This is a genomic window from Proteus sp. FZP2095 (genome assembly GCF_023701425.1).
Classification (GTDB): domain Bacteria; phylum Pseudomonadota; class Gammaproteobacteria; order Enterobacterales; family Enterobacteriaceae; genus Proteus; species Proteus cibarius.
In genome coordinates, this window is sequence record NZ_JAMQBJ010000003.1 from 16,033 (window position 1) to 32,635 (window position 16,603).

The following is a 16,603-nucleotide window of genomic DNA, read 5'->3' on the forward strand; positions in this document are numbered from 1 at the left end:
ACTCTGTGGATTACTTTAAATTTAAAGCACGTTTTACAGGCGCAAAACTTTTTCGATGATAGGGTGTTGCCCCTAATAAGGCTAGTTTTTCCATATGGAAAACAGTTGGATACCCTTTATGTTTAGCAAAACCATAATCAGGATAAAGCTTATCTAACTCTTCCATTTCTCTATCACGAGTCACTTTAGCAAGTATAGAAGCTGCACTAATTTCTTGAACTAAACTATCACCTTTTATAACCGCTTGAGAGGCCATCGGTAATTTAGGGCAACGGTTACCATCAATTAAGACCATATCAGGTGTTATTGATAATCCTGCAACAGCTCGTTCCATTGCTTTCATGGTTGCCCAAAGAATATTTAATTCATCAATTTCTTCAGGCTCTGCACGGCCTATCGCCCAGCATAATGCTTTTTCTTTTATTTCGTCATAAAGAGCATTACGCTTTTTTTCTGTTAGCTTTTTGGAGTCTGTTAACCCTTTAATTGGATTTGCTGGATCAAGAATAACGGCAGCGGTAACCACTGCACCCACTAATGGGCCTCGACCAACTTCATCAACTCCAGCAATAAGATTTGCTTTTGGATATACAAATTCCATTATTTCTCTACCAATTCTAATACTGCATTTGCTGCTTGCTCATCCGCATTGCAACGAATGGCGCTATGTAGCTGTAAAAATATCTCTTTTAATTGACGTACTTTTTCTTCATCGGTTAAAAGGGGTAAAAGCTGTTGTGCTAATGCCGAAGGTTCGCACTCTTCTTGCAATAATTCTTTGATAACTTCTCGACCAGCTAACAAGTTAGGTAACGAAACATAAGGCGTTTTAACTAATCGTTTTGCTAACCAGAAAGTAAATGGTTTCATACGATAACCAACAACCATTGGGCATTTTGTTAGCATACATTCTAATGCGGCTGTACCTGATGCTAACAAAGTTGCATCACTCGCAGTCATTGCTTCCCTTGCTTGTCCATCAAGAAGTTGTATCTCAAGTTCTGGCGCCACATTTTGATGTATCTGTTCAAATTGGGCTCGTCGCTTAGCATTAACTAATGGCACAACAATATGAAGAGAGGGAATTTGCTGTTTTAGTAACTGTGCTGTTTTTATAAAATCAGCACTTAGCATCTCAACTTCAGCATGACGGCTACCGGGAAGAAGTGCTAAACAAGGGATTTCTTCAGATATCCCTAGGTGTTCACGAGCAGCCTTTTTGTCTGGATTTAAGGCAATGGCATCAGCCATTGTGTGACCAATAAAACGACAAGGAACCTGATACTTATCATAAAACGCTTTTTCAAAAGGCAAAAAAGCTAAGACGAGATTTGTCGCTTTACCAATTTTGAAAACACGTTTTTGACGCCAAGCCCATACAGATGGACTGACATAATGAATAGTCTTGATCCCTTTTTGCTTTAAACGACCTTCAAGGGTGATATTAAAATCAGGTGCGTCGATCCCCACGAAAACATCAGGCTTTAATTCTGAGAATCGTTGAGTGAGGTCTTTTCTGATCTTTAATAAGCGAGGTAATCGTTCAAGAACTTCAACGATCCCCATGACGGCAAGCTCTTCCATCTCATACCAAGCTTCACAACCTTCAGCTTGCATAAGAGGCCCAGCAACACCGACAAAGCGAACATTGGGATGCATTTGTTTTAGAGCGCGGATTAATCCCGCGCCCAAGATATCACCGGACGTTTCACCAGCAACTAAGCCGATAACTAACGGACGCTGAGTAGTAGATAATTGGCCTGACAAGGTCATATCCTAATTAGCGAATGATACCGCGGTTAGATTTTGCTGAGTTTTCCAGAAAATCACTGAACAATTTGACATGCGGATTATTATTATCAGCAACCAATTGTCCAATTTCTTCACGCGCTTCTTCCAGTGTTTTACCATTACGATAGAGCACTTTATAAGCATTACGGATTGCATGAAGATCTTCTTTAGCAAAGCCTCTGCGCTTTAACCCTTCAATATTCAGCCCATAAGGGGTTGCGTGGTTTCCTTGTGCAATAACAAAAGGAGGAACATCTTGCGCCACACCTGAACATCCACCGACCATCACATGCGAGCCAATTTGACAAAACTGATGAACTGCACTCATACCACCGATAATCACAAAATCACCTAAAGTGACATGACCGCCCAGTGTGCCGTTATTTGCAATAATACAACGATCACCAATGATACAATCATGTGCGACGTGGGTATTAATCATCAGTAAGTTATCATTACCAATTTTCGTGATGTTGCCACCTTGGGTTGTTCCACGGTGGATAGTCACACTTTCACGAATAAGGTTTCGATCACCAATAATGACTTGCGTTGGTTCACCACGATATTTCAGATCTTGATTCACTTCTCCGATAGAAGCGAATTGATAAATCTGATTATCTCGGCCAATGCGTGTGTGCCCATTGATAACAACATGAGATTTGATGTCAGTACCTTCACCAATCTCAACATTTGCACCAATAACACAAAAAGGGCCAATGTGAACATTAGCACCAATTACCGCACCCTCTTCAATAATTGAGGAAGGGTGAATTACTGCGGATTTATCTATCATAGGCTAGACCTCACGGCGGCGAGCACACATCATTTCAGCTTCGCAAGCAATTTCCCCATCAACTTTAGCGACGCCTTTAAAGCGAGCAACACCACGACGTTCTTTAATGAATTCTACTTCTAGGATCATTTGATCCCCAGGTAAGACAGGACGTTTAAAGCGAGCACCGTCAATAGCAGCAAAATAGTAGAGTTCACCAGGTTCCAGCTTTCCTACGCTTTTGAATGCTAAAATACCCGTTGCCTGCGCCATGGCTTCGAGGATCAGTACGCCAGGGAAAATTGGTTTTCCTGGAAAGTGACCTTGAAAGAAAGGCTCATTAAAAGATACATTTTTTACTGCTCTTAGAAATTTCTTTTCTTCAAAATCAAGGACACGATCAACCAATAAGAATGGGTAACGGTGTGGAAGTAAATCTAAAATTTCTTCGATTTGCAGAGTATGATTCTCACTCATTGCAATACTCTTCCTGTCTAATAAAACTGAGTCTAATTAATAATGACACGACCTGCTGTGACTCAAAAAGTGAGTTAACCCGCAGGTCGCAAAATGGGTAACATTCGTCAATGACGTATATTGTTACTTGTCGCTACTTTCTACTTGACGTTCAAGCGACTTGAGCCTTTTTTGCATTTCATCAATTCGCAACACAAGTGCTGCAGTTTTACGCCATGCTTTATTCGATTGCAGAGGAATTCCTGAAGAATAAACACCCGGCTCAGTGATAGGACGCATTACCATTCCCATACCTGTTACCGTGACTTTATCACAGATTTCCATATGACCATTGATAACACTTGCTCCACCAATCATACAATAGCGACCTATTTTCAGGCTGCCCGCCATGATGACACCACCAGCAACAGCGGTATTATCACCAATAATGACGTTATGTGCGATTTGGCACTGGTTATCAATGATAACACCATTACCGATAACTGTGTTATCTAATGCGCCTCGGTCAATTGTAGTACATGCACCGATTTCAACGCGATCACCAATTACCACTGAACCTAACTGTGGAATTTTAATCCAATTACCACGTTCATTAGCATAACCAAAACCATCTGAACCAATCACAGTACCTGATTGAACCAGACAATCTTTACCAATGATAACCTCATGATAAACAGATACATTTGCCCATAAACGGCTATTATCGCCAATATGTGCTTTTTTACCCACAAAACAACCAGCACCAATCACAACATTATCACCAAGGATAACATCTGACTCGATAACGGCATTTGCACCCACTGATACATTTTTTCCTAACTTAGCATCAGGAGAAATGACAGCACTTGAGTGAATATCCTGTGCTGGCGATGGTGTTGTATCCATAATCTGCGCCATTTGAGCATAGGCAAGATACGGGTTTTTCACCACCAGTGCAGCAACGGGACAAAATGGAAGATCAGCCTCTGTTAATACAACGGCAGCAGCCTGACATTCGCTTAATTTTTCACGATAGCGGCTATCGGAAAGAAATGTAATTTGTTCGCTATTTGCTAGGCTCATTGAAGCAAGACCGGCGATAGTGATATCACCATCGCCGTGTAACTGTGCATTCAACTGCTGAGCAAGATCAGCTAATCGAATTGAAAACATCTATTATTTAACCTGTTTTTGAACCTGAGCAGTAATATCTTTACCATCTGCGAAATAAGGTACAGTGTTAGCATCAAGGATCACATCATAGCCTTCTTTCTTCGCTACTGCATCAACAGCGTCTAATACACGTTTCATGATTTTGTTACGTTCTTCAGCTTGACGACGGCTAAAGTCTTGCTCAAAAGCTTGTGCTTTTTGTGCATATGCTTCACGTTTAGCAACCAGATCTTTCTCTGTATTCGCACGTTGTGTTGCATTCATAGTTGGTGCATCTTTTTGATATTTCTCAACAGCGGTCTGTAGTGCTTTACCTAAGTTCTGCAATTCAGTATCACGTGATTTGAATTCATTTTCCAATTGTTTCTCTACCGCATCACGGTTAGGAATTTGTTGGAGAACTTGACCGATGTTCACAACACCTACTTTATCTGCGGCTTGAACACCTGCTGACATGGTCAATGCCATTCCAAGGGCAGCGGCACATAACAATTTTTTCACGATTAAACTCCTTAAAACCAAAAATAATTTTTTGTCAGAAATCGGATGCCTTTTTCAGCATTATGAATCAGGCATCAACTTTACTTACATCGCTACCACGTTCTACCAATATTAAACTGGAATTGCTCTGATTTATCGCCTTCGTAATCTTTTATTGGCTTAGCATAAGAGAATACTAACGGACCTAAAGGGGATAACCATTGTAACGCAACACCCGTTGAAACACGTATATCACTTGCACGACTATAATCTGGCATACCTGCAGTCCAAGCAGAGTTTGTACTACTCCAATTGGTATCCCATACTGTACCCGCATCAACAAACACCGACGTTCTGACTGAAGAGGAATATTTATCATCCACAAATGGGGTTGGTGTGATCAGCTCGAAACTTGCCACAGCCATAGCATTACCACCAATTGCGTCACTCGATGGTTCACCTGGTTTTGGCTTACCATTTTCACCAAGATAAACAGCTTTAGGACCGATATTATTTGAACGGAAACCACGAACGGTACCGGAACCACCTGCATAGAAGTTTTCATAGAATGGTAATTCTTTACCACCTAAACCATCACCGTAGCCTAAACGACCTTTAAACAGGGTTACCCAAGACTCTTTTTCATCAATTGGATAGTACGCCATACCGTCCCAAGTCACTTTATAGTACTTGTTATCAGAGCCAGGTACAGTCACACGTCCACTTAAGTTACTTCTCACACCAGATGTTGGGAAGAAACCTTTGTTTAAGTTATTGAATGTCCAACCAAGGCTGACAGTATAATCATCAGCATTAAATGATTCACGTTTATCAAAGCCTGGGTTTTCACCCATACTTTCTAGGTAACGCCACATTGCAACCTGAGGTTCCATACGTGACAGACCATTGTGAGTATAGCCTAAGCCAAGACGTGCTGAGTTATATTCATTAATTGGGAAGCCTAACGTACCATCTACACCGTAAGATTTATTGGTATAACCTGATAAATCAGCATCATTAGCGCGGAAGTCATTATAGAAAATACGACCACCTAAACTCACACCATTAACGGTAAAGTATGGGTCAGTAACAGATAATTCTGCGTAAGTTGAGTAATCATTTTTACTCGCATTAATAGCGACTGCGTTACCTGTACCTAACCAGTTATCTTGAGTAACACCCACTTGGAAGCTCACACCACTTTCAGTACCGAAACCGACACCAAAGTTAAGAGAACCTGTGTTACGCTCTTTTACACGATAAACAATATCAACTTGATCAGGAGAACCTGGAATACGCTGAGTTTCTGTTTCAACCGTTTCGAAATAACCTAAACGATTTAAACGCTCTTTACCTTGTTCAACTAAATCGCTACCTAACCACGCACCTTCCATTTGACGCATTTCACGACGTAAAACAGAGTCTTTAGTGATGTCATTTCCCGCAAAACGTACTTGACGAACATAGAAACGGTTTCCTGCATCTACGTTTACATGCAGTTTTACGGTTTTATTTTCATCATTAATTTCAGGGTTTGTCATAACGCGAGGATAAGCATATCCATAACGACCTAACAGATTTTTAATGTCATTTTCTGTTTTTGTTACTTGTGCACCATTATAAAGAGAGCCCGGTGCAATTTCGATAAGCTCTTCAATTTGTTTAGTGTAGCCAGCCGTATTACCATTGATTTCAGTATTTTCTACTGTGTATTTGTCACCTTCTTTCAGGTTAATGGTAATGTAAATTCCTTTTTTGTCTGGCGTTAAACTGACATTCGTCGATTCAATATCAAAACGCGCATAACCACGATCAAGATAGAAGCTTCTTAATGTTTCTAAGTCACCAGCCAGTTTTTGCTTCTGATATTTTTCATCAGCCGCTAAGTTCCACCAAGGAACATCGTCACGTAACTGGAAGCGGTTAACGAGCTCAGCAGTAGAAAACGCTTTATTACCAACAATGTTGATTTGCTGAATAGTTGCTGAAACACCCTCTGCAAACACGAGTTTTAAGTCGACACGGTTACGAGGAAGAGGTGTAACAACTACTTTTACAGTTGCATTATATTTACCAACACTATAATAGAAATCTTCAAGCCCTTTCTCGATATTCGCTAGCATTGTACGGTCAAGTGTTTCACCGATACGAATGTTAGAAGCATCAAGGTTCTGTTTTAGCATCTCTTCCTTGATTGCTTTGTTACCAGAGAAAGTAATGCTGGCAATAGTTGGACGCTCTTTTACTTGAACAATCAGAGTATTTCCGTCACGCAGGACACGAACATCATCAAAGTTTCCTGTCGCAAATAATGAACGGATAGTTCGACTGATATCATCATTACCGACCGAGTCTCCAACCCGGACAGGCATGTTCAGTAATGCTGCACCAACGGCGACGCGTTGAAGACCTTCAAATTGAATGTCCTGAACTACGAATCCGTCTGAACCGTATGCAGTGGCGCTGCCCAGCAGCAGCGACGCTATAAGCAACTTTTTCATCGCCATCGTTGTTTTGTGTTTTCCTAACCGGTCTCTGCTTACCAATTATAAGCGAGAGAAATCATTGAAAAGTGCAAGTCCCATTAAAAGCATCAGTGCCATAATACCAATACGATAACAGAAATCTTGTACACGCTCAGATACCGGCCCTCCCTTTATCTTCTCGATAACCAGGAAAAGCAGGTGCCCGCCATCTAAGACAGGCAGGGGAAACAAGTTAATGATCCCCAAATTGACACTGATAAGCGCCATAAACATCAAATAATAAATAAAACCAGAATCAGCGGACATTCCAGCGCCTTTCGCGATAGAAACAGGCCCACTAAGGTTAGTTAATTTGACGTCACCTACGACTAACTTGCCAATCATTTTGACAGTTAAACCCATCAACTGCCATGTTTTATCAGATGCTTCATAGAGCGCCGAAAATGGGTTGTATTGCTGCATTATCAAATATTGCTCATCAGGAGGTAATATTTGTAATTGCGCACCAACTTGCCCTACTTCAGTGCCATCTTTCAGTGCAACAGCTGTCGGAGTAACATTCAATATCAACGACGAGCCGTTACGTTCAACAAGAAGCTCCAAGGCCTTATTTGGGCTTTGTCGAACAAAATAAGTAAATGGATGCCATGTATCAATTGGCTGACCATCAACTTTAACGATACGATCCCCTGCCTGTAAACCCGCTTTTTCAGCAGCAGAGCCTTCGGTAACCTCAATAATTTTTGAGTCTAATCGGGCGCCAACAGGCATTATCCCTAGGGACAAGATAGGATCTTGTTTTTCAGGATCAAAACCCCACTGTTGTAAATTCAGTATATTCTCACTCTCAGAGAGAGAATTTGGATCTAAAACAACGAATGAAACCTCTTTAGCACCAATTTTACTGACTAATGCTAAACGAACTGCATTCTGATCAGGCGTTTCGATACCTGCAACGGATTTTAGTTCCATTCCAGGCGTTAATTTTGCTTGTTCTGCGATAGAATTCGGACGAATGTCTGCAATTATAGGTTTTAATGCAGGAACACCTATCATAAAAACTATCCAATAGGCGACTATAGCTAACAAAAAGTTGGCAATAGGCCCGGCAGCAACAACAGCAGCACGTTGACCAACTGTTTTATTATTAAATGCTAGATGACGGCGCTCAGGTGCAACCTCAGCGACCCTCTCATCTAACATTTTTACATAGCCACCCAAAGGTATCCATGCGATAACAAATTCAGTGCCATGTTTATCTGTTTTGCGCCAAATTGCTTTTCCAAAACCAATAGAAAAACGCTCAACATAGATACCACAGCGCCTAGCTACCCAAAAATGCCCGAACTCATGTACCGTAATTAAAATACCTAAAACGATAATAAACGCGGCAAGATTCCACAGGATACCCATTACTTACCTTTATAGTTTAAAGCCAGAAGAAATCAGAAAGACCAATCCTGCAAAGACTGGGATAGCCGCAGTCAAACTATCAATTCTATCAAGCACACCACCATGCCCCGGTATCAATTGACTACTGTCTTTAATGCCTGAAACACGTTTAAACATGCTTTCTGCTAGATCACCAAATACCGATACAATGACAACAACGCCAGATATTAATAACAAGTTACTAGGCACTTCAGTCACAGGTGCAAAATAAGTAAATAACCATGATGCAACACCTGCCGTAATCAACCCACCAACTAACCCTTCAAGGGTTTTACCCGGTGATACTTTAGGCGCCATTTTATGTTTACCCATTAAGCGTCCGAAGGCGTAAGCACCAGAGTCAGCAGCCCAAACTAATAACATGACATACAATAACCACCATGCGCCTGTATAAGTGTCAGTGTTATAACCCAACATACGCAACGCCATCATGCCACAATAAAAGGGAACAATCGTCAATATACCGAACAATAACTTAATAAAAACTGAATTTTTCCACATATTGGCTGAATTCGGATAACTTACAACTAATAAAATTGCTGCTACCCACCAAATTAAACCCGCCCACAAACCATTTTTTATCATTGGAGTATCGAGTAGGTGGTCAAAATTAGGCAAAGAAAACTGCATAACGAGTAACAATGCAGCAAAGCCGATCCCTGTCGCAATACGTTTACCTTGAGAATGCCAGCCAATAAATTGTGCCCATTCCCAACCCGCTAAGCCTGATATTGCGATAATGACTAATCCGAAACCTGCAGGAGGAAGTAGAAATAGTGCAGCAATAACAATAGGGATTAAAATTAATGCAGTGATGACACGATACTTAAGCAAGTTATCCTCCCAGATTTATAGTATCTGTTTCTGATGTAGTACCACCGAAACGTCTTTCCCGTTTAGCAAAAGCATCTAATGCATTCTGAAAAACTTGTTCATCAAAATCAGGCCATAAAACCTGTGTAAAATAAAGCTCAGCATAAGCAATCTGCCAAATAAGAAAATTACTTATACGATGCTCACCACCTGTACGAATAACAAGATCAACGCCAGGCTGATTATGCAAGCAAAGGTGTGAAGATATTGCATTTTCATTGATATCTTCGAGATTAATTTCCCCTTTTGCGAGGGATGTCGCTAATTGTTTTACGCTTTGAGTAATATCCCATCGACCGCCATAATTAGCTGCAATATTTAAATTAAGCCCAGTATTATTCGCAGTAAGTGCCACAGAACTTTTAATTCGATCTTGTAAGCGACGACTAAAACGGCTGATATCACCAATGACAGTCAATTTAACATTATGTTTATGTAAGCTCTTCACTTCGTTATCTAAAGCAAAAACAAATAATTCCATGAGGGAACTCACTTCCTGCTCTGGCCTATTCCAGTTTTCGCTACTAAATGCATATAACGTTAATGATTCAATTTTGTGTTTTACGGAAAAGCTAACCGCATCCCGAACTGCTTTAATTCCCGCGCGATGCCCCGTTACTCGGAGTTTCCCTTGTTTTTTAGCCCAACGCCCATTGCCATCCATAATGATAGCAACATGCTTTGGTTTTGATGCGGATGAATCGTCACTGGATAAGTTCACTCAATTTAACCCTTTGCTAATCTGATACTGATACAGACAGTCCTCTTCGGATAACCTATGCACAAAAAAAAACCGTGTCACCCACGGCCTTTGGCAAAGCCTCAAAGTTGCTAAAGCAATAGCTTTAGTAATGAACTGTTAATTTTCATTATTGTCTTTAGTGATTCGGCAACTATACCATTAGCCAGAAAGACGAACAAACACCCTATATTAAATATAATCACCATTATACAAATTGAGTGATTATCTGATGAGTTTCTAATCTCGCTAATTTATCAATTTCTAGAACATCATTAATACTTTGAGGCTCTGATAGGTCAAAATGTTCAACAACTTTCCGATTAATTTTAGCAATATCAGTAAACTTCACTTTTTCGTGTAAAAATGCATCAACAACAACTTCATTAGCCGCATTTAACACTGTTGTTGCCGCTTGCCCACGTTTTGACGCTTCAATAGCAAGTGCCAAACAAGGGTAACGTTGATAGTCAGGGCGAATAAACTCTAGAGATTGAATCTCAAAGAAATCTAATGCTTTTGCACCGGATTGAGTACGATGAGGATAAGCCATTGAGTACGCAATCGGTGTTCTCATATCAGGTTCACCAATTTGAGCAATAATACTGCCATCACGATAACGAACCATTGAATGAATAACAGATTGTGGATGAATGATTACTTCCATTTCTTCTTCAGAAGCATTGAAGAAATAACGAGCTTCAATATACTCAAGCCCTTTATTCATCATTGTTGCAGAATCAACTGAAATCTTACGTCCCATAGACCAATTTGGATGCGCACACGCTTGATCTGGAGTCATTGCTTCCAGCTCTTCTAATGGTGTATAGCGAAATGGCCCGCCAGAACCTGTTAGCAGAATACTGGTCACACCTTCATCAGCTAAAGACGCATGACCTAAGTTTTCTTGAATTGCTTTAGGTAAGCTTTGATAAATTGCATTATGTTCGCTATCAATGGGTAAAATTGTTGCGCCATATTTAGCAACAGCATCAAAGAAAAGACGCCCACTAGTTATCAGTGATTCTTTATTCGCTAATAGAATTCTTTTGCCTTTTTCAATGGCCGCAAGTGTCGGTTTTAATCCTGCAACACCTGTTATAGCAGACATAACTTGATCAGCTTCATCAAGAGCTGCAATTTCATTGATCGCATGAGACCCAGATAGAATTTCTGTTTTACAAGATGTATTAGCGAGTAGCTGTTTAAGCTGATTTACACTTTTTTCATCAGACATCACAGCGTATTTAGGCTGGAAAGCAAGGCACTGTTGCGCCATTTTGTCGGCATTTTTTCCTGCTGCTAAAGCAAGAACCTGATACTCATCAGGATTATTTTCAATTACGGAAAGAGTGCTAGTTCCGATAGATCCTGTTGAGCCTAATATAGTTATTTGTTTCATTTATTAATCAATCAGTATGTCTACAACGTTTTAATTAAAGAGAATTATATCAGTATGACGAGGTAAATGAGGATTAAAGATGAAAACTTTAATAAATAATGTGACAAAAGAAGGCATTAAGCACGAATTTTCAAATAAATAGTTAAAAATAATGCCGCTAAAAGCGGCATTATCGAAAAAAGATATAAAAATTAGAATTCCATTAACTCTGCTTCTTTCAGCGCTAATGCATCATCAATTTTTTTAATGAACATATCAGTTAATTTCTGAATGTCATCTTGTGAGCGGCGCTCATCATCTTCGCTGATTTCTTTATCTTTCAGTAATGCTTTTACTTTATCGTTAGCATCACGACGGATATTACGAATAGAAACGCGACCTTGTTCTGCATCACCACGAACAACTTTGATTAGATCTTTACGGCGTTCTTCAGTTAATGGAGGCAGTGGAACACGGATAATGGTACCAGCAGATGAAGGATTTAAACCTAAATCTGATGCCATAATTGCTTTTTCAACGGCAGGAGCTAAAGTACGGTCGAATACAGTGATTGCCAGTGTACGGCCATCTTCTGCGACAACGTTAGCAACTTGGTTTAATGGAGTTGGCGCTCCGTAGTATTCAACTACAATGCCATCTAAAAGGGCAGGAGACGCACGACCAGTACGAACTTTATTAATCTGGCTTTTTAGTGCTTCAACGCTTTTATCCATGCGTTCTTGAGCATCTTTTTTGATTTCATTAATCACGTTATAAACCCTTGGGAACTGGTTATCTTCCAGTCGATATGAAAAACATACCGACATAAATGAATTGGCGTACTCTAGATGTTAACGCCAAATTATACCGTTGTCTCTGTGTATTAAGCGTGAGAAATCAAAGTTCCTTCACTTTCACCCATTACAACCCGACGTAATGCACCCGGTTTATTCATATTGAATACGCGGATAGGTAAATTATGATCTCGGGCTAATGTGAATGCAGCAAGATCCATGACTTTCAATTCACGTTCTAATACATCCTGATAAGTCAGTGTTTCATAAAGTACTGCATCAGGATCTTTGGTTGGATCGGCAGAATAAACGCCGTCCACTTTCGTTGCTTTTAGTACAACGTCAGCTTCAATTTCAATACCGCGTAAACACGCAGCAGAATCGGTAGTAAAGAATGGGTTACCTGTACCAGCCGAGAAAATAACGACTCGACCGTGGCGTAATAAGCTAATTGCCTCTGCCCAACTGTAGTTATCGCAGACACCATTCAATGGAAACGCAGACATAAGGCGCGCGTTTACATAAGCACGGTGCAATGAATCACGCATTGCTAAACCATTCATTACTGTCGCGAGCATTCCCATGTGGTCACCCACAACACGGTTCATACCTGCCGCAGCAAGACCCGCGCCACGGAACAAGTTACCACCGCCAATTACGACACCGACTTGTATACCTAATTCAACGAGTTCTTTGATTTCCTGAGCCATGCGATCAAGTACGCTCGCATCGATACCGAAACCTTCTGCACCTTGCAGGGCTTCGCCACTCAGCTTTAATAAAATTCGCTGATATACAGGTTTTGCATTGGTAGCCATGGTGTTCTGTCCTAAGCAGATTAGTTAATTGGAGGTTTTAGATAGCTTCTCTTTTTAACAAAAAAAAGCAAACAGCCAGTGGAGATTACAACAAAACAGAACCGCCATTAGGCGGTTCTGTTAACGCTAAGCGTTATTATTTGCTCATTGCAGCAACTTCAGCTGCGAAATCAGCTTCAACTTTCTCAATACCTTCACCAACTTCGAAACGAACGAAGTTGATAACATCAGCATTGTTTTCTTTCAGCAATTCGCCAACAGTTTTGCTTGGATCCATTACGAAATGCTGGCCAGTCAGAGAAATCTCACCGGTGAATTTGTTCATGCGACCGATAACCATTTTTTCTGCGATTTCGCGTGGTTTACCTGATTGCATTGCGATATCCATCTGAATTTGGTGCTCATGTTCAACAACATCAGCAGGAACATCTTCAGGACGAACATATTCTGGTTTGCTTGCAGCAACGTGCATAGCAATGTGTTTGATCAGTTCTTCGTTAGCGCCTTTAGCTGAAACTAAAACACCGATGCGAGCACCGTGTAGGTAAGTACCTAATTCTTCAGCTTCTAATACAGCAACACGACGAATGTTGATGTTTTCACCGATTTTAGCAACTAATGCAGTACGAGCTTCTTCGAATTTAGCTTTCAGAGCATCGATATCATCAGTTTTGTCTGCTAATACAGCAGCCATAACTTCTTTACCGAAAGCGATGAAACCTGCATCTTTAGCAACGAAGTCTGTTTCACAGTTCAGCTCAACCAGCGCACCGAATTTACCATCAGCAGCAACTTCTGCAAGGATGATACCTTCAGCAGCAACACGGCCTGCTTTTTTAGCAGCTTTAGCTTGACCTGATTTACGCATGTTGTCGATTGCTAATTCGATATCACCATTAGCTTCAACCAGCGCTTTTTTACATTCCATCATGCCTGCGCCAGTACGTTCACGCAGTTCTTTTACCAATGCAGCGGTAATTCCAGACATTTGTTTCTTCCTCGACTTTTCTATGGGCTAGCCATAGATGTTCTCATAGCAGATGTGTAAAGGGGGCCGATTGAGGCCCCCTAACCAATATATAGCAATACCTGGTTAAATAAGGGCTCTTACGAGCATGCCTTATTATTCAGCTTCGACTAAGCCTTCTTCAGCCTGAACAGCCAGATCTTGAGAACGACCTTCACGAACAGCTGTAGCTGCAGCGGTCAGATATAATTTAACCGCACGGATTGCATCGTCATTACCAGGGATAATGAAGTCGATACCATCTGGATCAGAGTTAGTATCAACGATAGCAAATACTGGGATACCCAGGTTGTTTGCTTCTTTGATAGCAATGTGTTCGTGTTCAGCATCGATAACAAACAGAGCGTCAGGTAAACCGCCCATGTCTTTGATACCACCCAGGCTGTTTTCTAACTTACCAAGTTCACGAGAACGCATTAACGCTTCTTTCTTGGTCAGTTTGTCAAATGTACCGTCCTGAGATTGTGATTCTAAATCTTTCAGGCGTTTGATTGACTGACGAACAGTTTTCCAGTTAGTCAGCATACCGCCTAACCAGCGGTGGTTTACATAAAACTGGTCACAGCTTTCTGCTGCTTCTTTAACAGCTTCAACGGCAGAGCGCTTAGTACCAACAAACAGGATTTTGCCTTTACGAGAAGCAATTTTGTTCAGTTCAACCAGAGCTTCATTGAACATTGGAACAGTTTTTTCCAAGTTAATGATATGAACTTTGTTACGCGCACCAAAGATGAATGGTTTCATTTTTGGATTCCAGTAACGAGTTTGGTGACCGAAGTGAACACCGGCTTGCAGCATATCGCGCATTGAAACAGTTGCCATTTTAGACCTCTATAAATTTAAATTTGGGGTTATTTCGTCCACAAATCCCATACGACCGACTCATCAGCTGTAAAGGTTTAGCCTTTACATAAGAGCACCCCGGCGTTATGTGTCGATTTGTGTGTGTAATTAACACAATTGAATGTTTCAGATTTACTGCCATTACTCACGGCGTGATGCAATAACAGAACTCCGGCGCGCTTTATACCATAAATAACCTTAAGAAACCACTATTACTTACGATTGCTACGACCTTATCTGACATAAAAACACATCATTTAGGCAAAGAAAAAAACGAGATTAGTGCAGTGATAATAAATATTGCTCTAATATCAATTTGCTAGGAAAACACCAAATAGAAAAGCGCAATATGTAAAGACAATCAGATTAAGAAGGCGTAATGTTCGTCATTATTCTCGATATCAGACAGATTGCATACATCCTCTTTATTGGCACACCTACATTCTGCTGATATCATAAATGGTAATCAGAATTATTTCTCATCATCATTCATTCAACCTGCAATACAAAATATGAATACAACAAAGCGTGTTATCTAATTCGTATTGTGGCTTTTAATCTAGACGAAGAACTCAAATGGCTATTGTAATCAAGACAGAAGAAGATATTCAAAAAATGCGCGTCGCAGGTCGTCTTGCGGCAGAAGTTCTTGAAATTATCGCACCGTTCGTAAAACCAGGCGTAAACACCGCTGAATTAGACCGTATTTGTCACGAGCATATTGTTAACGCACAACAGGCTATTCCTGCTTGTCTTAACTATCATGGTTTCCCTAAATCAGTCTGTATTTCGGTTAACGATGTTATTTGCCACGGTATTCCTAGTGAAGAAAAAATCCTTAAAGATGGTGATATCGTTAATATTGACGTCACTGTCATTAAAGATGGTTTTCATGGCGATACCTCAAAAATGTTTATTGTAGGTAAACCAACAATCCAAGGTGAACGCTTATGTCGTATCACTCAAGAAAGCCTCTACCTTGCTATTAAAATGGTTAAACCGGGCATTCGCTTACGTGAACTTGGCAAAGCAATTCAAAAATTTGTTGAAGGTCATGATTATTCTGTTGTTCGCGAATATTGCGGCCATGGCATTGGTGAAGGATTCCATGAAGAACCTCAAGTTCTACACTATGATGCAGATGATAGCGGTGTTGTGTTACAAAAAGGCATGGCATTTACCATCGAGCCAATGGTAAACACAGGTGATTACCGTATTCGTACAATGAAAGATGGCTGGACTGTTAAAACTAAAGACAGAGGTTGGTCAGCACAGTACGAGCATACATTAGTTGTTACCGATAATGGCTGCGAAATCATGACATTACGCAAAGAAGAAGAGCCATTTATTTCTGCAGTATTAGTCAACGAATAAGCTTCTTTAGCTAAAATGTAAAAGCGACATATTTTTTCGAGATGTGTCGCTTTTTTTATTTTATTTGCTGCGAAATGGCAGAATAACTAGTCAGCTTATCGTTTTAACATTAGTCTTAATGTCATAAGCAAACATTGAGAAAGA

Annotated in this window: 16 protein-coding genes; 1 reads left to right on the forward strand and 15 read right to left on the reverse strand. The window is 40.5% G+C overall.

Features of this window, described 5'->3' with window-relative positions; translation table 11 throughout:
- Nucleotides 1–10: 10 nt before the first annotated feature.
- The 15 genes from rnhB to rpsB all read right to left on the reverse strand — a co-directional run bounded on the left by rnhB (nucleotide 11) and on the right by rpsB (nucleotide 15,064).
- Nucleotides 11–601, reverse strand: a complete 591-nt coding sequence (gene rnhB, locus NBG71_RS12965) for a ribonuclease HII (protein ID WP_075671686.1) — start codon at nucleotides 599–601, stop codon at nucleotides 11–13.
- Entirely contained in the window at nucleotides 601–1,773 is a 1,173-nt protein-coding gene (gene lpxB, locus NBG71_RS12970; RefSeq protein WP_075671688.1) for a lipid-A-disaccharide synthase, read from the reverse strand. The genes rnhB and lpxB overlap by 1 nt, the downstream gene beginning before the upstream one ends.
- A 7-nt stretch (nucleotides 1,774–1,780) precedes the next feature.
- Nucleotides 1,781–2,584, reverse strand: a complete 804-nt coding sequence (gene lpxA, locus NBG71_RS12975) for an acyl-ACP--UDP-N-acetylglucosamine O-acyltransferase (RefSeq protein WP_075671690.1) — start codon at nucleotides 2,582–2,584, stop codon at nucleotides 1,781–1,783.
- Between the two features lie 3 nt (nucleotides 2,585–2,587).
- Nucleotides 2,588–3,040 (reverse strand): 3-hydroxyacyl-ACP dehydratase FabZ, encoded by a 453-nt coding sequence (fabZ, locus tag NBG71_RS12980; RefSeq protein WP_006535887.1) that lies wholly within the window; start codon nucleotides 3,038–3,040, stop codon nucleotides 2,588–2,590.
- Between the two features lie 123 nt (nucleotides 3,041–3,163).
- Complete coding sequence (lpxD, locus tag NBG71_RS12985; RefSeq protein ID WP_075671692.1) at nucleotides 3,164–4,192, reverse strand: UDP-3-O-(3-hydroxymyristoyl)glucosamine N-acyltransferase; 1,029 nt, start codon at nucleotides 4,190–4,192, stop codon at nucleotides 3,164–3,166.
- 3 nt (nucleotides 4,193–4,195) lie between these two features.
- Nucleotides 4,196–4,693: an OmpH family outer membrane protein gene (locus NBG71_RS12990; protein ID WP_036934019.1), complete on the reverse strand. Its 498-nt coding sequence runs from the start codon at nucleotides 4,691–4,693 to the stop codon at nucleotides 4,196–4,198.
- Nucleotides 4,694–4,785: 92 nt separating this feature from the next.
- On the reverse strand, nucleotides 4,786–7,179 hold the full coding sequence (bamA, locus tag NBG71_RS12995; protein ID WP_250916910.1) for an outer membrane protein assembly factor BamA: 2,394 nt from the start codon (nucleotides 7,177–7,179) through the stop codon (nucleotides 4,786–4,788).
- A gap of 39 nt (nucleotides 7,180–7,218) precedes the next feature.
- Nucleotides 7,219–8,571 carry a sigma E protease regulator RseP gene (rseP, locus tag NBG71_RS13000; RefSeq protein ID WP_075671696.1) on the reverse strand — a complete coding sequence of 451 codons (1,353 nt, stop codon included), beginning with the start codon at nucleotides 8,569–8,571 and terminating at the stop codon, nucleotides 7,219–7,221.
- Between the two features lie 9 nt (nucleotides 8,572–8,580).
- Nucleotides 8,581–9,444: a phosphatidate cytidylyltransferase gene (cdsA, locus tag NBG71_RS13005; RefSeq protein WP_075671698.1), complete on the reverse strand. Its 864-nt coding sequence runs from the start codon at nucleotides 9,442–9,444 to the stop codon at nucleotides 8,581–8,583.
- A gap of 1 nt (nucleotide 9,445) precedes the next feature.
- Complete coding sequence (uppS, locus tag NBG71_RS13010) at nucleotides 9,446–10,147, reverse strand: polyprenyl diphosphate synthase (protein ID WP_228766789.1); 702 nt, start codon at nucleotides 10,145–10,147, stop codon at nucleotides 9,446–9,448.
- A gap of 283 nt (nucleotides 10,148–10,430) precedes the next feature.
- Complete coding sequence (gene ispC / locus NBG71_RS13015; protein ID WP_250916911.1) at nucleotides 10,431–11,624, reverse strand: 1-deoxy-D-xylulose-5-phosphate reductoisomerase; 1,194 nt, start codon at nucleotides 11,622–11,624, stop codon at nucleotides 10,431–10,433.
- 191 nt (nucleotides 11,625–11,815) lie between these two features.
- Entirely contained in the window at nucleotides 11,816–12,373 is a 558-nt protein-coding gene (frr, locus tag NBG71_RS13020) for a ribosome recycling factor (protein ID WP_075671704.1), read from the reverse strand.
- Between the two features lie 113 nt (nucleotides 12,374–12,486).
- On the reverse strand, nucleotides 12,487–13,215 hold the full coding sequence (gene pyrH, locus NBG71_RS13025) for a UMP kinase (RefSeq protein ID WP_023582710.1): 729 nt from the start codon (nucleotides 13,213–13,215) through the stop codon (nucleotides 12,487–12,489).
- 136 nt (nucleotides 13,216–13,351) lie between these two features.
- On the reverse strand, nucleotides 13,352–14,203 hold the full coding sequence (gene tsf / locus NBG71_RS13030; protein ID WP_075671706.1) for a translation elongation factor Ts: 852 nt from the start codon (nucleotides 14,201–14,203) through the stop codon (nucleotides 13,352–13,354).
- A 135-nt stretch (nucleotides 14,204–14,338) separates the two neighbouring features.
- Complete coding sequence (gene rpsB, locus NBG71_RS13035) at nucleotides 14,339–15,064, reverse strand: 30S ribosomal protein S2 (RefSeq protein WP_023582712.1); 726 nt, start codon at nucleotides 15,062–15,064, stop codon at nucleotides 14,339–14,341.
- Nucleotides 15,065–15,661: 597 nt separating this feature from the next.
- Here rpsB and map point away from each other — a divergent pair.
- Nucleotides 15,662–16,459 carry a type I methionyl aminopeptidase gene (map, locus tag NBG71_RS13040; RefSeq protein WP_075671708.1) on the forward strand — a complete coding sequence of 266 codons (798 nt, stop codon included), beginning with the start codon at nucleotides 15,662–15,664 and terminating at the stop codon, nucleotides 16,457–16,459.
- Nucleotides 16,460–16,603 lie beyond the last annotated feature (144 nt).